Here is a 25648-nt window from a genome sequence, read left to right as displayed (position 1 = left end):
TGCTTTTTATTGTTTTATGGCTTTTCTAACTAGCTAGTTTTCAAATTACATATGATATGAAACTAGTAGCATATTCCTGAAGGAGGAAAATTATAAAATGGCAAAGACTAACTCTTACAAAAAGCTAATCGCAGGTACAATGACAGCAGCAATGGTAGCAGGAGTTGTATCTCCAGTAGCAGCAGCAGGTAAATCATTCCCGGATGTTCCAGCAGGTGATTGGGCAGAAGCTTCTATTAATTATTTAGTAGAAAAAGGCGCAATTGTTGGTAAACCAGATGGTACATTTGGTCCAGCTGAATCAATCGATCGTTCTTCTGCAGCAGTAATTTTCACTAAAATTTTAGGATTACCAGTTGATGAAAATGCTCAACCATCTTTCAAAGATGCTAAAAATATTTGGTCTTCAAAATATATCGCAGCAGTTGAAAAAGCAGGTATTGTTAAAGGTGATGGAAAAGAAAACTTCTATCCAAACGGCAAAATCGATCGTGCTTCTTTCGCTTCTATGCTAGTAAATGCTTATAACTTAAAAGATAAAGTTAACGGCGAGTTAGTTACAACATTTGATGACATAAGAGATCATTGGGGTGAAGAAAAAGCTAACATCCTAATTAATCTTGGAATCTCTGTAGGTACTGGCAGCAAATGGGAGCCAGATAAAGCTGTATCTCGTGCAGAAGCAGCTCAATTTATTGCATTAACAGATAAAAAATATGGAAAAAAAGATAATTCACAAGCATATGTAACTGATGTGAAAATTTCTGAACCAACGAAATTAACATTAACAGGAACTGGCTTAGATAAACTTTCTGCTGATGATGTAACTCTTGAAGGGGACAAAGCTGTTGCGATTGAAGCAAGTGCTGACGGTACTTCTGCAACTGTAACACTTGGTGGTAAAGTAGCTCCAAATAAAGATCTTACTGTAAAAGTGAAAAATCAATCATTCGTAGCGAAATTCGTATACGAAGTTAAAAAATTAGCTGTAGAAAAATTAACATTTGATGATGATCGTTCTGGTCAAGCAGTTGCCTTTAAATTAAATGACGAAAAAGGTAACGCTGATGTTGAATACTTAAACTTAGCAAATCATGACGTCAAATTTGTAGCAAATAACTTAGATGGTTCACCAGCATACATTTTTGAGAATGGAAAGGCAACTTCTTCTACAGGTAAACTTGGTGTTGGTCTTTCACACGGTGACTATAAAGTAGAAGTACAAGTTACAAAACGCGGTGGTTTAACAGTGTCTAACACTGGTATTATTACAGTGAAAAACCTTGATACACCAGCTTCTGCAATTAAAAATACTGCATTTGCGGTAGATGCGGATAAAAACGGTGTCGTATACGGTAATACACTTACTGGAAAAGACTTCAAGCTAAACAGCCAAACGTTAGTAGTTGGTGAAAAAGCACAAATCCATAATGTAGTTGCTACAATTGCTGGAGAAGATAAAGTAGTTGATCCAAACTCAATTAGCATTAAGTCTTCAAATCACGGTATTATCTCTGTAGTAAACAACTACATTACAGCTGAGGCTGCTGGTGAAGCTACACTTACTATTAAAGTAGGCGACGTTACGAAAGATGTTAAATTTAAAGTAACGACTGATTCTCGTAAATTAGTATCAGTAAAAGCTAATCCAGACAAATTACAAGTTGTTCAAAATAAAACATTACCTGTTACATTCGTAACAACTGACCAATATGGCGATCCATTTGGTGCTAACACAGCTGCAATTAAAGAAGCTCTTCCGAAAACAGGTGTAGTTGCAGAAGGTGGATTAGATGTAGTAACAACTGACTCTGGTTCAATCGGTACAAAAACTATTGGTGTTACAGGTAACGAAGTTGGCGAAGGCACAGTTCACTTCCAAAATGCTAACGGTGACACTTTAGGTTCATTATATGTGAACGTAACAGAAGGTAACGTTGCATTCAAAAACTTTGAACTTGTATCTAAAGTAGGTAACTACGGTGCATCACCTGACACAAAACTTGACCTAAATGTTTCTAACAAAGTTGAATATCAATTATCTAAGTACACTTCAGATCGCGTATACTCTGATCCTGAAAACTTAGAAGGTTATGTAGTTGAGTCTAAAAATTCAGCAGTAGCTGAAGCTAAAATTGTTGGAAATAAAGTTGTTGTTACGGGTAAAACTCCAGGTAAAGTTGATATCCACTTAACGAAAAATGGTGCAACTGCTGGTAAAGCGACAATCGAAATCGTTCAAGAGAAAATCGCTATTAAATCTGTAAACTTCAAACCAGTTCAAACAGTAAACTTCGTTGAGAAGAAAATTAACATCGGTACTGTGTTAGAACTTGAAGGAAGTAACTATGATGATATCGTTAAAGGTATTAACTTAACGAAAGAAACACAACATAAAGTACGTGTTGTAAAATCTGGTAACGACCAAGGTAAACTTTACCTTGATACAAATGGCAATGCTCACTTCGATATATTCGATCAAGAGCTTGGTCATGTAACAGTATCTCAAACAAGTGATTCTGCACTTCCAAACTTCAGTGCAGACATCTACAACACTTTAACTACTAAGTACACTGACAAAGGTACATTAGTATTCAAAGTATTAGGTGATAAAGACGTTGTAACAAGCGAAATCGGTTCACAAGCTGTACACGTGAACGTGCTTAACAACCCAAATCTATAATTCGATTATAGATAGAATGAAAAATCAGTGGGGATTCATCTCCACTGATTTTTTTATCATCTGTTTAATACAAAGAAGCCTCTTGTACATGTACAAGAGGCTTCTTTTAATTCTTAAACTTAAACATCTCACCACTCAAATTCGAATCACTATACACAAACAATACCATGTTAATGTTGTTGTCTTTAATGTATTGATATACATCCTTTTCGTGATAGTGACGAAGGTCGAGAATGGATGTGTGATTGAAGTTTTGTGCTAAATGAGGCACGATTGCGTTTGCGAATGAGTCTTTTAGGACTAAAGCTCGTACATCATTTGGTGCATTGTTATTTTCGATGACGATTTCTGGATAGTCGTTTGCGTAATAGCCGGCGTATGATGTTGTGTCTTTTTGTTTTTCTATGCCATATAGTTCATCTAATGTGCGATATACGGTGCCGTTTACATCTTTTGCGGCTACGCTTGTAAAGTTGAAGCCGTCTTTTGGTGTGTAGTAGCATAGTTTTTCTCCAGTTGCATCGATTAGTTGGTATAGCTGGTTGTTAAAGCTTCCGACTAGATGTTTATTTGGAGCGCACGTACGAGTATAATCTTCTTTTTTTATTTCTTTTCCTTTATATATAGAAGATTGTTGCGTGATTGTGTTCATTATATATTGATAGCCTAAGAATGCACCATCCATATTCCAGTGATGGTCTGTTTTGAAGTACATACTTTGTATTTCTTCATTTGTATAGTTTTGTTTAAAATAATCCATGAGTTTAATTGGTTTTACGTCCGCTGGAAGTTTCGTTAGAAAATAATTTAAATTTTCCTGTGCATATGTGTGAATATGGGAAGGTAATTTAAATGATAATGCATTCGTTTTTGACGGTGGTAAAGCAAAGTAAAACTCAACGTTTTGTTCTTTTAAAAACTGAGATAAGTCTGTTACAGCTGGCATAGCTTGGTCAATCTCATTATATTTTGTAGTCCAAGCAGGGTTTTTTAGAAGCCATTTATCATCAGTTAGAATAATATCGTTAATGAGAGACTTGCCCATTTTAATTTGGGTAAGTGTATAGTTTTTTATGAGATCATCTCTTCCGATTAATTGATCGTTTGTATATGTCTCAAAGTCTTTGAAGAAACTACCATTTGCTAGAGCTTCTTTTGTAAGAGCTGGTTTTTGAGCGAGCGGACGATTTTCAACGGGCGAAACTGCTCGGTCAGTTTTGAGAAGCGATAATATGCCAAATGAAAAGATAATGGTGAGAAAACCGATAAATAGGACGATGTTCCCCAATTTTTTCATAATAACTTTTCCTTCCTATATAAAGTGAAACTTTAATGAGTGGGGGTTTTGTTCATCCCCCACTCATTATCAGCCTTAACCAATCGGGTGGCCCGGCGAATAGCGGGATAAGTTAAAACCTGAAATAAATAAATGGATTATATGTCGAATTAATTAAATACATAATCGAAAGCATAAATAATGTTAGTAATAATATTGGACGTACAACTTGCATCCAGAACGTATATGTTTTTGGCGCGAGCTCTAATATGTTTTTAGCACGTGTCAAAATTGGTGTTGCTGCGATAAAGGCAATGATAAATATGACAATGTATTCATGTATATATAGCATTGTGTTATCATCGATGAAAGATTGCCCCCCTATGCCAAACATCGCCTTTAAATATTGGAACGAGTAAGCGAAGTTATCAGCCCGGAAGAAGACCCAACCGATCATAACGATAATTAGTACATATGCATGTTGCAATGGCTTCCATAGCTTATTTAATATTTTCTCGAATCCAGCTTTTTCAATGGAAATAATAAAGCCGTAATATAAGCCCCAAGCAATAAATGTCCAGCTTGCTCCGTGCCATAAACCGGTTAATCCCCATACGATGAAGAGGTTACGGTAATTTGCTAGTTTTGAAACACGATTTCCGCCGAGCGGAATGTATATATAGTCGCGGAACCAAGAGCCTAGTGTAATATGCCATCTTCTCCAAAATTCTGAAATAGATTTCGAGATGTACGGATAATTGAAGTTTTTCGGGAAATCAAATCCGAACATTTTTCCAAGTCCAATTGCCATATCGGAGTATCCTGAGAAATCGAAATAGATTTGAAGTGTATAGGCGATAATCCCGATCCAAGCTGTTCCAGCGCTTATTTCAGACGGCGGTAAGGCGAAGATTTTATCTGCGACAAATCCGACCTGGTTGGCGATTAATATTTTTTTCGCTAATCCTAGAATGAAAATTTGTAGACCTTCTGTAAATTTTTCGAAAGAATGGATACGCGTTTTAATTTGTTCAGCAACGATGTTGTAACGAACGATTGGTCCGGCAATAAGCTGCGGGAAAATAGAAATATATAGTGCTAAGTTAAGTGGATTCTTTTGAACATCCCCGTCTTTACGATATATATCGATGACATAGGACATCGCTTGGAATGTATAAAATGAAATCCCAATTGGTAGTGGAATAGGTTCCACCTGGATAGCTAAATGTAAAGCGTTGTTTAAAATGTCTGTGAAAAATGAAATATATTTAAAATAAGAAAGTAATAAAATATTCCCGACCACAGCCATAATTAAAAATGTGACTTTCATATTTTTTCGTTTATCATAATGATGCACGAGTAGGCCGAAGCAATAGTTTAATACAATAGAAAAGAGCATTAAAAGAACGAAACGTGGTTCTCCCCATGCATAGAAAATTAAACTAAATGCAAGTAATACGAAATTACGTAGCTCGGCACGCACTATAAAATAGAAAAATAATACGAGAGGTAAAAAGATAAATAAGAAAACAGAACTACTAAATACCAAAGGATTCTCCTCACTTTTTTCAAAGATACATTTCGTGCAAAAAACCGACATTTCTATTATATATTTTTTTGTATAAAAGTGCCTTTAATATTTTATCATGTTAATAATTCGATTAAAATGATTATTATATATAATAGAAGAAAAGCGGTGCGGAATCCTTTTGACACTCACTATTTGGATAAGATAAGATGAATAAGGTGTGATTTGTTTAGAAGGGAAGAGATGGTGTGTTATTTAACTCATTTGAGTTTATTTTTTTATTTTTACCGATAGCATTTCTTTTATATTTTCTATTAAATAAATTTGGACATGCTACATTAGCGAAAGCTTGGCTCGTTGCGGCCTCTTTATTTTTCTATAGTTATTGGAATGTGAAATATTTACCGCTTATGTTAGTGTCGCTCATTGTGAATTATTTTATCGGAATGAGGCTCGTGAAACAAAAGAGTAAACTTCTTTTAACGGTAGGATTAATATTTAATATAGGAATGCTTAGTTATTTTAAGTATTATGATTTCTTCTTACAAAATGTGAATTCATTATTTGGAACTCATTTTACATTATTATCTTTAACGTTACCACTTGCGATTAGTTTCTATACGTTTCAAAAGATCGCATTTTTAGTAGATACGTATCGCGGGGAAACGAAGGCATGTCATTTTCTTGATTACGCATTGTTTGTAACATTTTTCCCGCAGCTGATTGCAGGACCGATTGTGCATCATGCGCAAATTATGCCGCAGTTTGCTGATGATAGTAAAAAGAACTGGCAATCGAAGTATATCGTTCTTGGTATATTCGTATTTGCAGTTGGTATTTTCAAGAAGGTAGGTATTGCAGATGTATTATCACCCCTTGTACATGAAGGGTTTGATGTGCAGCAATCATTAACATTTGTTGAAGCATGGCTTACGTCGTTAGCGTTTACGTTCCAATTGTATTTTGATTTTAGTGGATATAGTGATATGGCAATTGGAATCGCTTTAATGTTTAATATTAAATTACCTCAAAACTTTAATTCACCGTATAAAGCAGTGAATATACAAGATTTTTGGCATCGTTGGCATATGACGCTTAGCCAGTTTTTAACGAAGTACGTATACATTTCTCTAGGAGGAAATCGAAAAGGGATTACGCGTACATACGTAAATATTATGATTGTATTTTTAATAAGTGGGCTTTGGCATGGAGCTGGTTGGACATTTATTTTTTGGGGATTCTTGCACGGTTTGGCATCTGTTATTCACCGCTTATGGAGTAAAGCAGGAGGGCGTATGCCAGCCTTTGCTGGTTGGCTCGTTACGTTTTTCTTCATTAATATAACGTGGGTATTCTTTAGGGCAACATCTATGCATGATGCGGTGAAAGTGTTAAAAGGAATGTTCGGACTAAATGGAATCGAATTAGCAAATAGTGTATTCCCATCATTTATAATAGAGAAGTTACAATTTTTAAAAGAGTACGGTGTTTCATTTACAGAAGGGTACCATATCTCTTTATTAGATCCGAAAATGGTAGCGTATATTTTCGGGGCGTTATGTATTAGTTTCTTCTTAAAAAATTCAATTCAGTTAAAAGATTCATTCCGTCCGAATGTATGGACCGCTTTATTTACTGCAATATTGCTCGTATATAGCGTGTTACATTTAACGAGTATTAGTGAGTTTTTATACTTTAATTTCTAGGTGGAGAATATGAAAAACAAACAGTGGCTTATTTTCGTCTTTGTATGTGTTTTTGTTCCTCTTGTAGGTGTCGGGATATTTAATAGCTATATAGATTCACTTTGGTTATTCCCGCATAAAAATAAGTGGAATGATGTTCAGTTTGGGTTTAACGAGAGACAGCAGAAAACGAATTATATAACGTACCGTCCGTTTACATATGATGGAGTTATACTTGGAAGTAGTAGAACAACTTTTATTAATGAGAATGACTTCACCGGGTTAAACGCATTTAATTATGCAGTAAGTAGTACAGACCCGCGTGAGTATGATGCATATATTGAATATGCAAAAGAACAAAAAGGTAGTGAACTCGCGTCTATTGTACTTGGTTTAGATTTCCTTGGAACGAACAAAAATAGGGAAATTGGTTTTGATAAACCAGAAGTGTATATTAATCAGGCGCAAAGTTTATTGTATCCGATTAAATCGTATGTAAGTATGGACGGGATTACTTATTCAAAGAATACAATTGAAAACTCTATCCATCATAATACGGCTATTGATCGGTACAATCGAGAGAATGTAAAGTCGATGCGTGATTATACGAAAGAAGAGCGTGATGCGCAAATAGCGGCGCAAGTAGATAAGTTTAGTAAAGAGATTTATGGCGGGAATTATGAGTATCAAAATATGAAAGAAATATTAGGAAGAGTAAAGGCTCATAATCCGAACACGAAGTTTTATATTTTTACAACGCCTGTTTCAGAGCCACTATTCCGTACGATGATTCAATCAGGGCGATGGGAAGATTATAAAAGATGGCTTCATGACGCTGTAGATGTATTTGGAGAAGTTCATCATTTCATGTATCTTAATTCCGTTACAACGAATTTAGACAACTATATGGATGGGCATCATTTCAGACCGGAAATAGGAAAGTTAATCGCGCATAAAGTTGTGAATGAAGAAGATAGCAACGTCCCGAAAGATTTCGGTATTGTTATTACGAAGGATAATATTGATGAGGTGTTAGAGCAGATTCGAGCGTCTATTCAATAAAAAATAGGTCATAAATGTGGTCTAGTCTTTGCTGAGTAAACTGTATAAAAAAGATGAAGCAGCCACCGAGATCTGATGGCTGCTTCTTTTATTCCGCTTCTAAATCAACAATTAAGTAAGCGAGTATAACAACGAAGAAAATACTAACGGACGGCGCTGTTAATACGTGGCCGGACATAAAGCCGATTCCAAGTGATAGTACAACGGTGCTAGCTAGTAGCATATATTTCACGGTTATTATTTTCTTAAAGTTTGTTATGACGCGAATGAATAATTTAATACCGAAGTATAGAAGCGGTATTAAGTAAATAAGGAAGCCGACGATTCCGAATGCAAAGAATAGATCGTGGAAGTCCATTTCGATTAATTTAATTTTAACCGTATAGTTACCAGCATAGCCCATTCCGAATAATTTTTGTGATAGTGGTGCGTCTTTATAGTATTGTTTGTATACTTTTAAAAACTTATCGCGATCACTGTAAATTAAACTTTTGACCTCAGAGTCTGTTAGCTCACCTTTTGCATGTTTTTTCTCTGCGTCTGTATCTTCTTTAATTATTTTTCCTTCTTTTCTATCTTTTTCTTCTTGTACTGATTTTTTGTATTCGTATATTTGCATGTGGATGCCCATATTTTTTGCGATAGGAGTATGTGGTGTAAGTGCAATTAAACCTCCCAAAACAATAGCGACAACAACTGTATTTACGAGATATGTGAATCCTTTACCTTCTTTTTTGCGATGAACCATATATTCAATGAATGAGAATAAAAGTGCCACGCCAAGCGTTAGAACAATTGCACCATATCCTACTTTCGTTCCGACCATAATACTTGCATACATCGCAAGTATTGTTGGAATCCAGTAATAGATTTTCGAGAAAGAAGTTGTTTTATGAATCGAATATAACACTACGATTGGGAACATAATTGCAAAAATAGAACTTAAATCATTTCCAGCAAAGAACCAACCTCTTGAACCAATCTTTGAGTGAGGATAGCTTGGGAAATCTGTACCAGTTTGCATTGCAACAATCAGTGTGATGCTGAAAATTAAAGTTGCATATAAGAAATATGTAATGATTTTATGAAACGTATATTCTTTATTTTTTAACTCTTTAAAGACGATAATATATCCAAACAGTAGCACAATTGGATATACGCTTTTTAAAATAAATTTCACTTCTTCGCCAAATGAAACTGGAGATTTGACCATCATATTATTTACAAGACCAATTGCTAGCACGATACCAAGTAGGCATAAATAGTGAATGTACTTTTTCGCCCCATGTTGTTTTCTATGAAGAAGTAGATAACCTAATGCAAGAAGCATAAAGGCGAAACGGACTACGATTCCAACTGTTGCGCTCATGTGTAATACATAGATTGAAAAAGATGTTAATAAATCTAAAATTGGTTGAAACACAATGAATAGCAATAGGAAATGCGGGAAGTAGTTATCCGTTTGTTTCAACTTAGTAACCATATGTTCCTCCATTTCTTCATTCCTTTATTTCAACACCCGAGAGATGGGTATAAAAGCCTTTTTTTGGCATAGTAAGGTGAATGAATTTCAATGTTTGTTTTTTGCATCAAACTTAAGAATACACCATTTCATTGCAATGGTAAATAGATGAAAAGCAATGATAAAACGACTTTAATTTCTATATTTTTTAACGAAATTGTATGTTTTATACGGATATATATACAAATTACGAGAATATTAGACAGAAAATTAAGAAAAAAGAAGGATTTTTAACATGCTTTCTATAATTATAGAAGTATAATCTTTATGTGGAAAAGAGGGGTATATATAATGGAAGTAACAAGTAAAACAGAATCTGTTGTTGTGAAATATGAAGGGCGCGTAGCAACGGTTATGGTCAATCGCCCAGAGGTTTTAAATGCATTAGATGAACCAACGTTAAAAGAGTTATTACAAAAGTTGAAAGAAGTGGCGGAAAGTTCTGTTCATGTTGTTGTGTTATGCGGCAGTGGCCGTGGTTTTTCTGCGGGTGGAGATATTAAATCAATGCTTTCAAGTAATGATGAAAGTAAGTTTGAAGGCATCATGAATACAATTTCTGAAATCGTTGTGACGTTATATACGATGCCAAAGCTTGTTATTAGTGCGATTCATGGACCAACTGCTGGACTTGGATTAAGTATTGCATTAACAGCTGATTATGTTATGGCAGATATATCATCAGTTATTGCGATGAACTTTATTGGAATCGCTTTAATTCCAGATGGCGGCGGCCATTTCTTCCTTCAAAAGCGCGTCGGTGAAAATATGACGAAGCAGATTATTTGGGAAGGGAAGAAATTATCAGCGACAGAAGCACTAGATATCGGTTTAATTGATGAAGTAATCGGTGAGGATTTCCAAACGGCTGTGAAGCAAAAAATTAATGAATGGTTACACAAACCAATCAAGGCGATGATTCAAACGAAACAAATTTTATGTGAAGTAAATCGTTCTAATTTAGAACAAACGCTTCAGCTCGAAAAACGTGGTCAATATGCGATGAGACAAACAGCAGATCATAAAGAAGGTATTGCTGCTTTTCTAGAAAAACGTTTACCAGCATTTAAAGGGGAATAAAGTGAAGCTGTGATCCGCGGGGATTTGTTTATCCCCCGCGGATTATTAGTTTTACTGCCCGTTAATTCGAGATAAAGGGAAGAAAGTGCTAACACATTTTAGTATAATTGTGTTAGCACTTTTTTTAGGAGTAATAACTGAAGAAAATTATCGGTGTTATCGTTATGATTTTACTTACATTATGCTTTGCATAGTACACCATCTCTTGCGGTACGGACTGCATTATTCTTTGAGGGACATCCAACTGTCGCTTTCTTAAGTGAAGTGAAGAAAGAACGGGATGTGAAAAAAGAGGCGATTCCTGATGAGTACCGGACCTTATACGGCGATAAGAAAGAAGAACCAGAGCATTGTTTCTTTCCGGTAGTAAGGGCGCACGGATCAGGGATTGATATGGTAAGTGCTTGTGTGAAAAAAGAGTGGTTTTTCTATAAAGCAGAGCTCGGGTGTTATTAAAAGTGGGAGGAAAAGTGATGTCAACTTATAACAGATTAGTAAGAGATCGTGTCCCAGAGAAAATTTTAATGTCTGGAAAAACATATACAGCGCAAAAATTAACAGGACAAGCTTACATACAAGCGTTAGCGAAAATTGGTACAGAAGAAATTCGTGAATTTGCTTCAATGAAAGAGCGTGAACATGCGCTAGATTCACTTGCAGATGCACTTGAAGTTATTGTTTCATTAGCGCGCGCAGAAGGTGCAACAATTGAAGATATAGAGCGTATTCGTAAGCAAAAAGAAGAAGAGCGCGGCGGATTTACAAGAGGGATTTATTTGATGGACGTTTCGGAAGAGTAGTTTTATAGAAAAAGCACAGCTTACTCGGTAGCGCTGTGCTTTTTTCCTGCAATTAGGCTAACGATTAAGAAGATAGCTGTTAATGTCCAACCGATTGCAATAGAAGTAGTAGTGTGAATGACATAAGAAACTTGTAAACATAGTAATGATGATAAAAACCAAATAAGTGCAATATGTACATGTTTTTTCGTTACATTCATTTTTTGTATCTCCTTTTCACTTGCTAAACTAAATTTTACTATAATTTAGAAAATTAAACTATATGAGTAGAGGTTTTATCGTAATTTCGCTATACTAAATAGTAGAGAAAATGAGGAGGAAACGACAATGGCACATCATGCAAAAGAAACGATGGAATTAATTAAAGAGCTTGTCTCTATTCCAAGTCCATCTGGAAACACGGCGAAAATTATTAATTTTATTGAAAACTATGTAAGTGAGTGGAATGTAGAGACGAAGCGTAATAATAAAGGTGCTCTTATTTTAACGGTTAAAGGAAAGAATGATGATCAGCATCGTTTATTAACTGCACACGTTGATACGTTAGGTGCGATGGTGAAAGAAATTAAGCCTGACGGTCGTCTTCGTCTATCTATGATTGGTGGATTTCGCTGGAACTCTGTAGAAGGGGAATATTGCGAAATTGAAACGTCAAGCGGTAAGACGTATACAGGTACAATTTTAATGCATCAAACTTCTGTTCATGTATATAAAGATGCAGGTGAAGCGAAACGTGATGAGCAAAATATTGAAGTACGTATTGATGAGCGTGTTTCTTCGGCAAATGAAGTACGCGAATTAGGAATTGAAGTAGGAGACTTCGTTTCATTTGATCCGCGCGTTCAAATTACAGAGAGTGGATACATAAAATCACGTCATTTAGACGATAAAGTAAGTGTAGCAATCCTATTAAAATTAATTAAAAGATTGCAAGATGAAAAGGTAACATTACCGTATACAACACACTTCTTAATTTCTAATAATGAAGAGATTGGGTACGGTGGTAACTCAAACATTCCAGAAGAAACTGTAGAATATTTAGCGGTTGATATGGGAGCGTTAGGTGACGGACAAGCATCTGATGAATATACAGTATCCATTTGTGCGAAAGACTCTAGCGGTCCATACCATTATGCTTTACGTAAGCATTTAGTTGAACTGGCGAAAGCGAACGCTATTGAATATAAAGTGGATATTTATCCATACTACGGATCAGATGCATCAGCTGCGATTCACGCTGGATTTGATGTGAAACATGCATTAATTGGAGCTGGTATTGATTCTTCTCACGCATTTGAGCGTACGCATGAAAGCTCGATTGTACATACAGAAGCACTTGTTTATGCATATGTGTTATCAGAAATGATAGTAGAATAGTGAGAGGGTGGTTGATTCTATGAATCAGCCACTTTTTTTTTGCATAAAAACTACTTAAATTGTATTGTACAATATTAAGAAAGTAGGTTTACTATAGAATTCTAGTATTATAAAATACTAGAGGCGCACTAATTTTTTTATTTTATTTTTGGTAAGATTTGTATATTAAGATTACACGTTTTAAAAATGTTAATTTTCGAGAGGAGTATTATTATTTATGAAGTATCGTGCAGTCGCGGCTGGTATTTTAGCCGCAAGTTTATTATCGTCTCCAGTTAGTAGTTTCGCAGCAGGGAAAAAGTTTTCGGATGTTCCTACATGGGCGCAGGAGTCGGTTGACTATTTAGTAGAGAAAAAAGCACTTGATGGAAAACCAGATGGAACGTTTTCTCCATCTGAAGCAGTAGATAAAGGATCAGCTGCAAAAATATTAGCGGTAGTTCTTGGTTTACCAATTGATCCAAAAGCGAAACCATCTTTTAAAGATTCGCAAGATCATTGGGCAGCACCATATATTGCTGCGGTAGAAAAAGCGGGTGTAATTAGTGGAGATGGTACTGGGAAATTCAATCCATCAAGCCAAATTAACCGTGCATCTATGGCATCTATGCTTGTACAAGCATATTCATTAGATAAGAAAATTATTGGAGAACTTCCAACACAGTTTAAAGATTTGGAACCTCATTGGGGTAAGAAACAAGCTAATATTTTAGTAGCTTTAGGGATTTCAATGGGTACAGGAAATGGCTGGAATCCTGACGGTACTGTGACTCGTGCTGAAGCAGCTCAGTTCATCGCGATGGCAGATAAAAATAAAACAAATACATCGAAAAGAATGTATATGAATAGAAACTTTATTACATATCATCAAGCATCATTATCATCTGGTATTACTGACACTCAACATAAACCACAAATGATTGAAGTGACAGAGCAAAGAGCGGATGGTTGGTTGAAGGTTGTAACAAGTAAAGGTGAGAAGTGGACACCATCACAAGAAAAAACAGAGTCTATTAATCAAGAATTCACTACATATCAAGAAGCTTCACATACGTCTACAGTGGCAGGGACACATAAAGCACAACAAGTAACTGTTATTGAAGAAAAAGATAGCTGGATTCGCATCCGCATGGGCGCTGGTTTCCAATGGGTTAATAAAAACCAATTAAATCCAGTGAAGCAAGGTAACTTCTTAGAAGGAAAAGCGATTATCATTGATCCAGGTCATGGTGGAGCGGATTCAGGTAATCCAGGTTATTATGAGAAAGAAAGTCAAACCGTATTAGATGTATCATTACGATTACAGAAAATATTTGAGAAAAAGACACCATTTACTGTGTTATTCACTCGTACAGATGATACACGTCCAGGAACAAGTGCTTCTGATTCTTTAAAGAAACGTGTAGAATTTGCTCAAAAAAATAATGGGGATATCTTTGTAAGTATCCATGGTAATGGTACGGAAAGTAAAAATGGACAAGGTACAGAAACGTTCTACTATGAATCAGCGACAGCAAGAGGAACAAATCCTAACGTATCAGAAAGTCGTTTACTAGCAGAAAAAATTCAAGAGCGTCTTGTAGATGCACTGGGAACAAAAGATCGTGGTGTGAAAAAAGGCGATTTATACGTAATTAGAGAAAATACAATGCCAGCTGTATTAGCAGAATTAGCATTTGTAGATAATAAAAGTGATGCAGATAAAATAGCTACACCAGCGCAAAGACAAAATGCAGCGGAAGCTATTTATCAAGGTATTTTAGATTACTATGAAGAAATGGGTAACAACGTGTCTTCTTTCCGTTAATAAATAAAAGAGATTGCCAATAGGCAGTCTCTTTTTATTTATAAAACAAATTATAAAGGTTTCTCTTTATTTCGGGCATGTGATATCATTTAATTTTATATAAATAGTATTCGAGTAATTGTAATCATAACAATTTAAAACGATAAAGGATGATAATAGATTGAGTAATTATAGTAAAACACCTGCATGTATATATACGTATGCGTTTCGAGAAGAGGAACGTGCTTTATGTTACTTGGAAATGCGCTCGTTCTTTGGGATGGAGTCTCACGTTAATATTTTGAAAAGTGAAGTCAAGATTGCTCCGAGTAGAAGTCCGTTTATTAAAGAGCGCGTTGAGGTTATGTATGAAGGGGACGACTTAGAAAGCATTTTAGAACAAGTGGAACAAATTGATTTGGCGGGAGCGACATTCAAAGTTATCTTCGTTAAAATCAATGATCTTGGTAAAGAAAATAAAATTGAATATGGGGAAAGACGCCTTATTGAACGAGACCTCGGCATGCATATTGAAGGAGAAGCTGATGTTCGTAATCCAGAGCGTGTATTCGGGATTGTTCCTCTTGGAGGACGCTGGTACTTCGGGCACTATGTAGAAAGTGATCCGGTTTGGTATCATCACATAAAAAAACCGCATAGCTATTCGACATCACTGAGCACACGTGTTGCTAGAGCTGTCGCAAATATCGCTGTACCAAACCCAGATGGAGTACGAGCAATTGACCCGTGCTGCGGAATTGGAACAGTAGTAGTAGAAGCACTTTCTATGGGAATTAACATCGTTGGTAGAGATATTAATCCACTTGTAGTTCTTGGAACGAGAAAAAACATCGCACATTTCGGATTTGAAGGAACAGTAACAAAAGGCCCAATTGAAGAAATTACTGAGAACTACGACGTCGCAATTATCGATATGCCGTACGACCTATTTACGCACGCTACACCAGAAGATCAACTCTCGATTCTTTCAAGTGCGCGCCGCATTGCAAAAAAAGTAGTCGTTGTCACGATGGAAACAATGGACGACATGATTCATGAAGCGGGATTTGAAATTACAGACCGCTGTATCACAAGAAAAGGATCATTTTCTAGACAAATTCTTGTTTGTGAATAAGAAAGAAAGGTCACCCATTTGGGTGACCTTTTTTGGTTTGCATTCTTGCAGCGTGATGTGTAATTGGTTGGTCGTTTAGAGCGGGCGTTTGCTGGAAGTAGTTGATAAGTCGATAGATTCCGGGAATCGTTTTGTTAGTATATTACTCTTCCTTCAACTTTTCCTGTTCTACAATTAGTAAATTGCGCAATACGTGTCCGCGGTAGCTTTCTAGCTTCCGTCCTTCCAAATAACGAACACCTAATTTCTTTAGTTCGGCTACGTACCAGCCTTTTGTTCCGTAATACATGAGACCACTTCCTTTTGCTTTTGAACAGTATATGTTGGGGTGGTTTGGAAATTTCATCTCAAATTAATATTGAATATTCAGTTTATTTGTATTATGATTAACTTATTATCGGATGACAGTGATTAGCCTCCCTGTAAGCCCGAATGCCTTTTTGAAAATGAATAGAGGAACAACTTCTTTCCACTTGAACTTCCTTAGCAGGAGGACGAGCCATAAGGATAGGGGCAGTAAAATTCAATGCAGTTGTATGCGTTGTTTTTCTGGCTCTTTTTATTTTTTACTTAAAGTAGGAGGGGATTTTTAGAAAGCGTTATCAATGGAATGTGGCGTACGTTCATGCTAATGGAGGGGCTGGTGAATTGTTTGGCTAAAGAGAAAAAAGAGTTACAGAAGGATTTAAAAACTCGGCATATAACAATGATTTCGATTGGCGGGGTTATCGGGGGCGGTTTGTTTGTAGGAAGTGGAACGATTATTCAATCGACGGGTCCAGCAGCGATTTTGTCCTATATTATTGGCGCTTTAATGGTTGTGCTCGTGATGCGGATGTTAGGAGAAATGGCAGCGGAAAATCCTGATAGCGGTTCTTTCGCAACGTATGCGAATAAAGCAATTGGGCCGTGGGCAGGGTATACGATTGGGTGGTTATATTGGTTTAACTGGGTCATTATTATCGCAATTGAAGCGGTGCTTTTAGGCGTGATGATTAACAATTGGTTCCCTTCAGTGCCAGCATGGATTGCGAGTTTATGTATGGTTCTTTTAATGACGATGACGAATGTATATTCAGTAAAACTGTACGGTGAGTTTGAATATTGGTTAGCGTTTATTAAAGTTATTGCGATTGTTGCGTTTTTAATTTTAGGCGTTTCGATGTTTTTTGGTCTTGTTCCAGGGGTGGATAGACCGAGTCTTTCTGTTATTACGGAACACGGTGGTTTCTTCCCGAATGGAATTCTCCCTGTTTTACTGAGCGTTGTGTTTATTTCTTTCTCGTTATCAGGAAGTGAAGTAGCAGCGATTGCAGCCGGGGAATCGGAAAATCCAGAGAAGAATGTTATACGAGCTATTAATAGTGTTGTATGGCGCCTTATGCTTTTCTTCGTAGGTTCGGTAACGATTTTAGTTATGTTTATTCCGTGGACGGATAAGGAGTTATTAAAACTTCCGTATGCAAGTTTATTTAATATGGCAGGAGTACCTGCAGCCGCAGAAATTATGAATGGTGTTGTCTTTCTATCACTACTTTCCGTTATGAACTCAGGTATATATACGAGTTCGCGTATGTTATTTTCACTTGCTAAAAAAGGAGATGCTCCGGCTAGTTTTTCACGATTAAATAGTAGAGGAACGCCGGTTGTAGCGATCTATGCAAGTATCGTATTTGCATTTATTTGCGCGATGTTGAAATTTATATCTCCTGATAAACTGTTTGCGTTTTTAGCGAATAGTTCAGGCGGGGTAACGATGCTTATGTATATGTTCGTTGCCGTTTCACATGTCATATTAAGACGAGAGAGGGAAAGAGAAGGGGCTGGCAAGCTGAAAGTGAAAATGTGGTTATTCCCTTATCTCACATATGCAACGCTTTTAATGATTGTTACAATCTTTGTTTCACAAGCATTTATAGCAGATATGCGTATGCAGTTTTACATGACGTTACTAGCTACGATCCTAGTAATAATAAGTTATTTCCTAAGAGTTAGAAAGTTAGATAAGCAAAAGTTGAATGATTTTACGATGATAAAAGATTCGGAAGTTAGTTTAGAAGAAAAATAAGAAAAGGGGTATGTACCATGTTGAAAGAGAAGAAGGATATTACAACTACAAAATCTAGCATATTACACGAAAGAAGAAAAAATGCGGTGCCAGAAGGGCCTTACAATATTACAGAGTTGTATGTGCAATCAGCAAAAGGCGCGATTATTACTGATGTTGATGGTAACGAATTAATAGACTTTGCGGGCGGAATTGGTATGCAAAATGTTGGGCATTGTCATCCGAAAGTAGTAAAGGCGATTCAAGATCAAGTGGAATCTTCTATTCATAGTTGTTTTCATGTAGCGCCGTATGAAAGTTATATTACATTGGCGGAAAGACTGAATGAGTTAACGCCAGGTGATTTCAAGAAAAAAACGATGTTTGCGAACAGCGGAGCTGAAGCAGTAGAAAATGCGGTGAAGATTGCTAGAAAAGCAACTGGAAGAAGTGCGATTGTTTCGTTTGAGCGTGCATATCACGGGCGTACACTTTTGACGATGTCACTGACAAGTAAGGTGAAACCGTACAAACATGGATTTGGACCGTTTGCATCAGAAGTATATAAATTACCATATCCGTATTATTACCGCGCTGACGAAGGGCTAACACAAGAAGAAGTAGATGCACAAATTTTAGCGTATTTCGAACGCTTTATGTTAGAGGAAGTAGCAAGTGATAATATTGCTGCGATTATTTTGGAGCCGCTTCAAGGAGAAGGCGGATTTATCGTTCCGACGACTACATTCATGCAAGGTGTCCGGAATATTTGTGATAAGTACGGAATCATTATGATTGCGGATGAAATTCAAACTGGTTTTGCTCGTACAGGTAGTTTATTTGCAATGGATCATTTCGGCGTAGCTCCTGATTTAATGACTTTCTCAAAATCAATCGCTGCTGGCATGCCGCTAAGCGCGATAACAGGAAGAGCGGATTTGATGGATGCACCTGGACCAGGTCAATTAGGTGGTACTTTCTCAGGAAGTCCGGCTGCTTGCGCGGCTGCATTAGCTGTTTTAGATGTAATCGAAGAAGAGAATTTAGTGAAGCGCGCTGTAGAAATTGGCGAGCGTATGATGGAAGTGTTTAATAGCTGGAAAGAGAAATATGAACTAGTTGGCGATGTTAGGGGCCTTGGTGCTATGACGGCAATTGAGCTTGTAAAAAATAAAGAGACGAAAGAGCCAGCAGCGGAAGAAGTTAAAGCGATTATGAAGGAAACGCATAGTAAAGGGGTCATTACGATAAGCGCCGGTATTTATAGTAACGTACTTCGCTTCTTGCCGCCTCTTGTTATAACGGATGAACAGCTTGAAGAAGGGCTTACTATTTTAGAAGCTGCTATTGCGAAACTATCAAAATAAAAACGGTGGGGGCAGGGGAATGAAGTTTTTCAATTATATAAACGGTGAGTGGAGAGAGCCTTCCACGAATGCACATGTGAAAAATTATAATCCGCATAACGGGGAAGTGTTAGGTGAATTCCCGTTTAGTTCAGTAGAAGATACACGAGTTGCAATTGCATCAGCGAAAGAGGCTTTTCATAAATGGCAAAAGTTATCGTTCCAAGAGAGAGCAAGTTATTTATGGAAAGCGGCAGCTATTTTAAAAGAAAAGGTAAATGAAGTTGGCCGGGATGTAACGAATGAAGAAGGAAAGACGATTGCAGAAGGAATAGGAGAGACGAAGCGAGCGATTAGCATTCTTGAATATTATGCCGGGGAAGCAAATCAGCCGATTGGAGAGATCATCCCGTCTGCTAATGAAAGTACGATGCTTTACAGTAAACGTGTAGCAGTAGGACCAGTCGGATTAATTACGCCGTGGAACTTCCCAATTGCGATTCCAGCGTGGAAAATGGCGCCGGCACTTATTTACGGAAATACGATTGTCATTAAGCCGGCTGAAGTTACGCCAAAATCGGTGTACCATCTTGTGAATGCTTTTCATGAGGCTGGTATTCCAGCGGGCGTTATAAATTGTGTATTCGGAAAAGGTTCTGAAGTTGGAGCAGAATTAACGGGAAACCCTGATATAAAAGCGGTATCTTTTACTGGCTCTAATCACGTTGGAAATATCATTCAGAAAGCAGCCGTTGAAACTAGGAAAAAAGTACAATTAGAGATGGGCGGAAAAAATCCGTTAGTTGTATTAAAAGATGCCGATATTGAAAAGGCGGTAAATATTGCGATAAAAGGTGCGTTTATGTCAACGGGGCAAAAATGTACCGCAACAAGTAGAGTAATAGTTGAAGAGGGCATTTATGAAGCATTCCGTGATCGACTGTTGCAGTGCACTGAAGCTCTTACAGTTGGGAATCCGCTATATAGTAATACATTTATGGGTCCATGTGTTTCAAAGGGGCAGCAGCAATCTGTTCTATCGATGATTGAAGTAGGAAAAGGAGAGGCTTCCTTACTGTATGGAGGTAGCGTGCCAGACGAAGCTGAGCTGCAGCGAGGGTGTTATGTTTTACCGACTATTTTTGAAAATGTAGACAAAGATGCACGCATTGCAAAAGAAGAGATTTTCGGCCCAGTTATATGTTTATTTAAAGTGAATAGTTATGAAGAAGCAGTTTCTGTAGCAAATGATACAGAATACGGATTAAGTGCATCGATTTGTACAAATAATTTAAGTTTGTCGCAAAGGTTTATTGATGATATGGAAGTTGGAATGGTTCATGTGAATTCAGAAACTGCAGGAGCAGAACCACAAGTTCCGTTTGGTGGAATGAAAAACTCTAGTGCTGGACCGCGTGAACAAGGAAAAGCAGCGAAAGAATTTTATACGAGAATAAAGACAGTATACGTAGATCAAGTATAAACAGTAAAAAACATAGTAACGGAGGATGAAATATGCGTAAAGGGACATTTTTTATGGCAGGACATTCGAGACTTCCGAAAGGGATGGCTGTTCGCAGTATGTACGAAACATTAACGATTACAATTGAGGCAGATCATAAATATCACGTCATTATTGAAGCGTCATGTACGCTTGCGACAGAGCATGGTAGGGACTTCGTCGCTCAAATGTTGAGAGGACATAGTTTGCAAGATGGTATTGAAGAAATAGTTCAAGATATTATGGACCATTATCAAGGAAAAGCGCAAAATGCTATTGTCAGTGCGGTAAAAGATTTGCATCGCCAATATGTAAGTTATTTAAATGATGAACAGCTAGAAGGAGAGTACGAGGAAACAACACCATAAAAACTGTCTAGTTTATCCCGCATTAACGCGCAGTAAGATCTCCACAGATCAACTGCCCGTAAATGCCCGATTGGTGAAACTAATGATCAGTGGGGATGAACTACGTCCCCACTGATCAAAGTTTCACTTTATATCGCCATAAACGAGAGCCAGTTGTATTTCCGTTAACGGGATACGACTGGCTTATTTTATTTGGGAGGTAAGAAAGATGAAAAAGTTAAATGAAGTTCAAGTGGTAAAACAAGAGACGAAAAAAAGAGGGTGCGCAGAAAGTAAGGGGATTTGTAAAATGTGTAAAGTTTGTCGAGGAAATAATAAAAAACGAATTGACAGTTATAATATTTTGAATTATTATTTAATTAATAAGATCCATACGAGAAATTAGCCTTCTCTATATCCGATCTTGCTTTCCTGTTTTACAAATATTTTCATACAAACTGTCTATTATTATTGTACTTTAAGAGATTAAAGAACATTCGTAATTATGAGCCAGTTGTACGTTTCTACGATTTTATGTCGTGGTATGCGTATAACTGGCTTTTTCGTTGTTAGGACAGTAAGACCGAATCTCAGCATAAGAAGATAAGGATAACTGTCTGTAAAAAGCGTCAATACGTTCTTCATATTTAAATTAGGGAGGAATTGAAATGTCGATTATTACAGAACAAAATACGAAGATGAAATTTGCAAAGAAATATGAGGGGTATGAAATTGCTCCTCATCCAGAGCATAAACGTTTATATCATATTACGCTAAACCAGCAATTGCTTAAGCAGTTTTTTGAAGAGGTAAAAGAGCATTCAGAGCAGTCACTGCAATACATTCCTTATTCTCGATTTAATCTTGCGGATGGAATGAGAAAGATTTTTGGGCAATCATTTATGGATAACATTCGCGGCATTATTCATGACCGTGAAACGGGCGGATTTACAATTGGGGTGCAAGGTGAAACATCAGATCCAGCAGACTATGTGAAATTTGCAACAGCATTAACACATTTAATCGGGGAGCCAAACTTTGATGCAATGACAGGAACGTATTATGCTAGATTTAATGTGAAAGATACGGATAGTAGTGATTCTTACCTTCGTCAAGCGTACCGATTGTTTACACTGCATACAGACGGTACATTCGTTGATGAGCCGACAGATTGGCTTCTTATGATGAAAATTGAAGAGCAAAATGCAGTAGGCGGAGAATCTCGTTTATTACATTTAGACGATTGGGAAGATCTTCAGAAATTTAGAGATCATTCACTCGCATCTGTTAAAATTACGTATAAAGCACCACCAAGTAAAAATTCGCAAGAAATCGTCTATCGTGAAACATTTTTTGACGTAAATAACGCACCGTGTATTTGCTTTATTGATCAGTTCGCTTATCCAGATAATATTGAACAAGCAAACTATTTGAAAGACTTATCATATTCTGTTGAAAATTCGCCAGCAACACATGCATTGAAATTACCAATTGGTGACTTAGTTCTTTTAAACAACTTATTTTGGATGCACGGAAGAGCTGCATTTGAGAAAAATAAAGATTTATATAGAGAACTAATGCGTCAACGTGGTTGTTTTTCTAAATAAGTTTGTACGGCGGGTCTTAAAAAAGGCCTGCCTTTCATCATATTAAGGGGGAAGTAGGATGTATGACTTTATAATTATTGGCGGAGGAATTGTTGGGCTTTCAACGGGAATGGCTTTAACGAAAAAATTCCCTCGTGCGAAAATCGCGATCATTGAAAAAGAAAAGGAACTTGCACATCATCAAACTGGACATAATAGCGGAGTAATTCATTCTGGAATTTATTATAAACCAGGGAGTTATAAAGCGAAGTTTGCCAAAGAAGGAAACGCAGCTATGGTTCAATTTTGTAAAGAAAATGACATCGCTTATGACATGTGCGGAAAAGTAATTGTCGCTACAGAAAAAGAAGAACTTCCTCTTTTACATAATTTATATGAGAGAGGCTTACAAAACGATTTACATATTTTAAAAATAGATAAGGAAGAATTAACTGAAATTGAACCTCATGTAAAAGGACTTGGGGCAATCCGTGTTCCGTCTTGCGGGATTGCTGATTATAAAGGAGTAAGTTATGCATTTGCCCGTTTGATTCAAGAAAGCGGTGGAGAAGTACATTTAGGAACAGCCGCAGAGCGTATTACTGAGAAGAAAGACGCCGTAACAATTGAGACGAACAAAGGCGCATTTAAAACGAAATTTCTCATTAATTGCGCTGGATTACATAGCGATCGTATTGCGAAAAAGACAGGCATATTAACGGACATGAAAATTGTTCCGTTTCGTGGTGAATATTATGAACTTGTCCCAGAAAAACGCCATCTCGTAAAACATTTAATCTATCCAGTTCCAAACCCAGAATTTCCGTTTTTAGGTGTTCATTTCACAAGAATGATAAACGGAGACGTACATGCAGGACCAAATGCCGTATTAAGTTTCAAACGCGAAGGCTATACGAAAACAGACTTCAACATAAAAGACTTCATGGAAACAATGACATACACAGGCTTCTGGAAAATGGCGATGCCAAATATGAAAGAAGGCATAAAAGAAATGGTGCGCTCATTCAGTAAACAATCATTCCTAAAAAGCTTACAGCGCTTAATACCAGAACTTACAGAGAAAGATATCGTGCCAACCCATGCAGGTGTAAGGGCACAAGCCATTTTATCAAACGGAAATATGGTTGATGACTTTTGTATTATCCCTGGCATCAATTCTCTGCACATTTGTAATGCGCCATCTCCAGCTGCGACGGCTAGTATAAAGATTGGTGAGGAGATTGCGAAGCAAGTGCCAGATGTTGTGGCGGTTAGGGTTTGATGGGTAATGGGTCCCCCGGGTTTCGGGGGATTTTTTTGTTTAGTGGTTGGCTGGTTGTAAGTCCCCACACTGCTTAACGCTCTACTTCATAAGTAATCCCATACTTCTTTAATTTCTTATATAAATTAGCCCGGGACATGCCTAACTTTTTCGCAGCGATGCTTTTATTTCCGTACGTGTCTTCGAGAGCTTGTATAATTCTAGTTTTCTCTAAGTTCTTTTTCTCATCAGTGAGTGAACGCTCTGTATGATGGACAGACTTTTGCGAAGGCAATAGTTGCAAAATATTTACTTCCCGTATTTCTTTCCCGTCATGAAGGACAATTAATCTTTCTATTATATTGCGCAGTTCGCGAATATTACCTGGCCAAAAATATGTGTGTAGTCGGTTCATTGCTTCTTGATGAACGAAAGGAGCGGGCTTGTTATATTTAAACGAAAATTCTTTTAAGAAATGATGAGTTAAAAAGGAAATATCGTCTGTGCGCTCTCTTAGCGGCGGGATGTGCGCTGTGAAAACATTTAATCTATAAAACAAATCAGATCGAAAAGTTCCGCTGAGCACCATATCTTCTAAAATACGATTCGTCGCGGCAATAATTCTTACGTTTATTTTTTTCGGCGTTTGTCCGCCAATTCGGTAAATCTCTTTTTCTTGTAAAGCGCGAAGTAGTTTCACTTGCATATCAAGGGGGAGTTCTCCCACTTCATCTAAAAATAAAGTACCGCCATTTGCTAATTCTAACTTTCCTGCTTTTCCGCCTTTAGCGGCTCCAGTATATGCCCCAGATTCATAACCGAATAACTCACTTTCAAAGAGAGCGGCAGGAATAGCGCCGCAATTAATCGGGATAAAGGGTTGCTTGTTTCTAAGGCTTGCTTCGTGAATGGCCTGGGCAAATAGCTCTTTCCCAACGCCGCTTTCTCCTGTAATTAAAATCGTCGCATCAGTTTTTGCTACCTTTTTCATGTTGTGGATAATGTGCTGAAGTGTTGCGTTATTACCTTTAATCGTGCTGAAGGGGTCATCTTGTTGATGCTGAATCATTTGCTTTAATTGCTGTAATTCTTCAGAAGTAGAGGATAATTTTTCATTTAACTTAATCGTCGCGGTAATATCCCTTTCTACAGACATAGAACCAATTAATTCATTGTTTTCATCATAAATAGGAGTCGTACTAATTAAGACGTGCTTATCTGGCCGAGGAAGATGATAAATATCCCGAACCGGTTGCCCGCTCTCAAGAACTTTCAAATTCATAATATCTTCCTTTGAAAAAAACTCTTGCACATTTCTACCGATAATATCTTCTTTCTTAATGTCATACATTTTTTCTGCTGCCTCATTCCAGTACAACATAACGCCCTTCGTATTTACGATAGAAATCGCTTCTTCTACGTAAGAGAGGAGTGTATGTAACGTTGGAACTGCAAAGCTATCGAATTGTTTCATAGTGTAGCCTCCGGAAATTTTATCAAAAAGTAGACAGTAGTATACAGATTTGTTGCCAAAAGGATACACCTTTTTCAGAAAAATGTAAACAAATTAACGATTGGTATGTTGGCATGATACTTGCAATGAAAAGAGTATAAAAGTATGAAGGA

At 37.0% G+C, this 25648-nt stretch carries 19 protein-coding genes and 2 pseudogenes; 15 read left to right on the top strand and 6 right to left on the bottom strand.

Going from position 1 to position 25648, the window contains the following annotated elements:
• The first annotated feature begins 97 nt into the window (after positions 1-97).
• A complete protein-coding gene (locus BAQ49_RS28105; protein ID WP_071747971.1) occupies positions 98-2683 on the top strand; it encodes an S-layer homology domain-containing protein in 2586 nt (861 codons plus the stop codon).
• A 106-nt stretch (positions 2684-2789) separates the two neighbouring features.
• On the opposite strand, the gene patB1 is transcribed toward BAQ49_RS28105, so the two are convergent.
• Positions 2790-3980, bottom strand: coding sequence for a secondary cell wall polysaccharide O-acetyltransferase PatB1 (gene patB1 / locus BAQ49_RS28100; protein WP_071747970.1), 1191 nt, complete (start codon positions 3978-3980; stop codon positions 2790-2792).
• Positions 3981-4092: 112 nt separating this feature from the next.
• A complete protein-coding gene (locus BAQ49_RS28095) occupies positions 4093-5508 on the bottom strand; it encodes an MBOAT family O-acyltransferase (protein ID WP_071747969.1) in 1416 nt (471 codons plus the stop codon).
• A gap of 227 nt (positions 5509-5735) precedes the next feature.
• Here BAQ49_RS28095 and BAQ49_RS28090 point away from each other — a divergent pair, with 227 nt between their 5' ends.
• Positions 5736-7193, top strand: a complete 1458-nt coding sequence (locus BAQ49_RS28090; RefSeq protein ID WP_071747968.1) for an MBOAT family O-acyltransferase — start codon at positions 5736-5738, stop codon at positions 7191-7193.
• Positions 7194-7202: 9 nt separating this feature from the next.
• A complete protein-coding gene (locus BAQ49_RS28085) occupies positions 7203-8234 on the top strand; it encodes a hypothetical protein (protein ID WP_071747967.1) in 1032 nt (343 codons plus the stop codon).
• Between the two features lie 88 nt (positions 8235-8322).
• Here BAQ49_RS28085 and BAQ49_RS28080 read toward each other — a convergent pair whose 3' ends face one another.
• Positions 8323-9717, bottom strand: coding sequence for an O-antigen ligase family protein (locus tag BAQ49_RS28080; RefSeq protein WP_071747966.1), 1395 nt, complete (start codon positions 9715-9717; stop codon positions 8323-8325).
• Positions 9718-10047: 330 nt separating this feature from the next.
• Here BAQ49_RS28080 and BAQ49_RS28075 point away from each other — a divergent pair, with 330 nt between their 5' ends.
• The 3 genes and pseudogenes from BAQ49_RS28075 to BAQ49_RS28065 all read left to right on the top strand — a co-directional run bounded on the left by BAQ49_RS28075 (position 10048) and on the right by BAQ49_RS28065 (position 11636).
• A complete protein-coding gene (locus BAQ49_RS28075; RefSeq protein WP_071747965.1) occupies positions 10048-10836 on the top strand; it encodes an enoyl-CoA hydratase in 789 nt (262 codons plus the stop codon).
• 137 nt (positions 10837-10973) lie between these two features.
• Positions 10974-11292: pseudogene (locus tag BAQ49_RS28070) on the top strand (hypothetical protein).
• A gap of 17 nt (positions 11293-11309) precedes the next feature.
• On the top strand, positions 11310-11636 hold the full coding sequence (locus tag BAQ49_RS28065) for a nucleoside triphosphate pyrophosphohydrolase (RefSeq protein ID WP_002159106.1): 327 nt from the start codon (positions 11310-11312) through the stop codon (positions 11634-11636).
• A gap of 20 nt (positions 11637-11656) precedes the next feature.
• Here BAQ49_RS28065 and BAQ49_RS28060 read toward each other — a convergent pair whose 3' ends face one another.
• Positions 11657-11836 carry a hypothetical protein gene (locus BAQ49_RS28060; RefSeq protein WP_071747964.1) on the bottom strand — a complete coding sequence of 60 codons (180 nt, stop codon included), beginning with the start codon at positions 11834-11836 and terminating at the stop codon, positions 11657-11659.
• Positions 11837-11963: 127 nt separating this feature from the next.
• On the opposite strand from BAQ49_RS28060, the gene BAQ49_RS28055 reads away from it, so the two are divergent.
• The 3 genes from BAQ49_RS28055 (at position 11964) to BAQ49_RS28045 (ending at position 15934) form a co-directional block, all read left to right on the top strand.
• The gene (locus BAQ49_RS28055) at positions 11964-13013 is read left to right on the top strand and encodes a M42 family metallopeptidase (RefSeq protein ID WP_071747963.1); all 1050 of its coding nucleotides are present in this window, start codon (positions 11964-11966) and stop codon (positions 13011-13013) included.
• A 217-nt stretch (positions 13014-13230) separates the two neighbouring features.
• Positions 13231-14820 (top strand): N-acetylmuramoyl-L-alanine amidase, encoded by a 1590-nt coding sequence (locus BAQ49_RS28050; protein WP_071747962.1) that lies wholly within the window; start codon positions 13231-13233, stop codon positions 14818-14820.
• Positions 14821-14980: 160 nt separating this feature from the next.
• A complete protein-coding gene (locus BAQ49_RS28045; RefSeq protein WP_002116583.1) occupies positions 14981-15934 on the top strand; it encodes a TRM11 family SAM-dependent methyltransferase in 954 nt (317 codons plus the stop codon).
• Between the two features lie 142 nt (positions 15935-16076).
• Here the strand turns inward: BAQ49_RS28045 and BAQ49_RS28040 are convergent.
• Positions 16077-16264, bottom strand: a pseudogene (locus BAQ49_RS28040) (YflJ family protein); the annotation flags it as partial.
• Positions 16265-16577: 313 nt separating this feature from the next.
• Between BAQ49_RS28040 and BAQ49_RS28035 the strand changes: the two are divergent.
• From BAQ49_RS28035 to lhgO, 6 genes are all read left to right on the top strand, one after another.
• Positions 16578-18002, top strand: a complete 1425-nt coding sequence (locus BAQ49_RS28035) for an amino acid permease (protein WP_083596147.1) — start codon at positions 16578-16580, stop codon at positions 18000-18002.
• Between the two features lie 17 nt (positions 18003-18019).
• Positions 18020-19348 (top strand): 4-aminobutyrate--2-oxoglutarate transaminase, encoded by a 1329-nt coding sequence (gabT, locus tag BAQ49_RS28030; RefSeq protein WP_071747960.1) that lies wholly within the window; start codon positions 18020-18022, stop codon positions 19346-19348.
• Positions 19349-19367: 19 nt separating this feature from the next.
• Positions 19368-20810: an aldehyde dehydrogenase family protein gene (locus BAQ49_RS28025; protein ID WP_071747959.1), complete on the top strand. Its 1443-nt coding sequence runs from the start codon at positions 19368-19370 to the stop codon at positions 20808-20810.
• A gap of 32 nt (positions 20811-20842) precedes the next feature.
• On the top strand, positions 20843-21196 hold the full coding sequence (locus BAQ49_RS28020; RefSeq protein ID WP_001225454.1) for a DUF3870 domain-containing protein: 354 nt from the start codon (positions 20843-20845) through the stop codon (positions 21194-21196).
• Between the two features lie 647 nt (positions 21197-21843).
• Positions 21844-22782, top strand: a complete 939-nt coding sequence (gene glaH, locus BAQ49_RS28015) for a glutarate dioxygenase GlaH (protein ID WP_071747958.1) — start codon at positions 21844-21846, stop codon at positions 22780-22782.
• Positions 22783-22840: 58 nt separating this feature from the next.
• The gene (gene lhgO, locus BAQ49_RS28010) at positions 22841-24043 is read left to right on the top strand and encodes an L-2-hydroxyglutarate dehydrogenase (protein ID WP_071747957.1); all 1203 of its coding nucleotides are present in this window, start codon (positions 22841-22843) and stop codon (positions 24041-24043) included.
• A 73-nt stretch (positions 24044-24116) separates the two neighbouring features.
• Here lhgO and BAQ49_RS28005 read toward each other — a convergent pair whose 3' ends face one another.
• Positions 24117-25496 carry a sigma-54 interaction domain-containing protein gene (locus BAQ49_RS28005; RefSeq protein WP_071747956.1) on the bottom strand — a complete coding sequence of 460 codons (1380 nt, stop codon included), beginning with the start codon at positions 25494-25496 and terminating at the stop codon, positions 24117-24119.
• Positions 25497-25648 lie beyond the last annotated feature (152 nt).

The organism is Bacillus proteolyticus (assembly GCF_001884065.1).
Taxonomy (GTDB): Bacteria; Bacillota; Bacilli; order Bacillales; family Bacillaceae_G; genus Bacillus_A; species Bacillus_A proteolyticus.
Note: the sequence above shows the minus strand (reverse complement) of the source record. Positions and strands in the feature narration are given on the sequence as shown.

Bases quoted from the DNA above. Each gene is read 5' to 3' on its own strand.
- BAQ49_RS28105 (WP_071747971.1), top strand. From the start codon at position 98: ATGGCAAAGACTAACTCTTACAAAAAGCTAATCGCAGGTACAATGACA.
- patB1 (WP_071747970.1), bottom strand. From the start codon at position 3,980: ATGAAAAAATTGGGGAACATCGTCCTATTTATCGGTTTTCTCACCATT.
- BAQ49_RS28085 (WP_071747967.1), top strand. From the start codon at position 7,203: ATGAAAAACAAACAGTGGCTTATTTTCGTCTTTGTATGTGTTTTTGTT.
- BAQ49_RS28080 (WP_071747966.1), bottom strand. From the start codon at position 9,717: ATGGTTACTAAGTTGAAACAAACGGATAACTACTTCCCGCATTTCCTA.
- BAQ49_RS28075 (WP_071747965.1), top strand. From the start codon at position 10,048: ATGGAAGTAACAAGTAAAACAGAATCTGTTGTTGTGAAATATGAAGGG.
- BAQ49_RS28065 (WP_002159106.1), top strand. From the start codon at position 11,310: ATGTCAACTTATAACAGATTAGTAAGAGATCGTGTCCCAGAGAAAATT.
- BAQ49_RS28060 (WP_071747964.1), bottom strand. From the start codon at position 11,836: ATGAATGTAACGAAAAAACATGTACATATTGCACTTATTTGGTTTTTA.
- BAQ49_RS28055 (WP_071747963.1), top strand. From the start codon at position 11,964: ATGGCACATCATGCAAAAGAAACGATGGAATTAATTAAAGAGCTTGTC.
- BAQ49_RS28050 (WP_071747962.1), top strand. From the start codon at position 13,231: ATGAAGTATCGTGCAGTCGCGGCTGGTATTTTAGCCGCAAGTTTATTA.
- gabT (WP_071747960.1), top strand. From the start codon at position 18,020: ATGTTGAAAGAGAAGAAGGATATTACAACTACAAAATCTAGCATATTA.
- BAQ49_RS28025 (WP_071747959.1), top strand. From the start codon at position 19,368: ATGAAGTTTTTCAATTATATAAACGGTGAGTGGAGAGAGCCTTCCACG.
- BAQ49_RS28020 (WP_001225454.1), top strand. From the start codon at position 20,843: ATGCGTAAAGGGACATTTTTTATGGCAGGACATTCGAGACTTCCGAAA.
- glaH (WP_071747958.1), top strand. From the start codon at position 21,844: ATGTCGATTATTACAGAACAAAATACGAAGATGAAATTTGCAAAGAAA.
- lhgO (WP_071747957.1), top strand. From the start codon at position 22,841: ATGTATGACTTTATAATTATTGGCGGAGGAATTGTTGGGCTTTCAACG.
- BAQ49_RS28005 (WP_071747956.1), bottom strand. From the start codon at position 25,496: ATGAAACAATTCGATAGCTTTGCAGTTCCAACGTTACATACACTCCTC.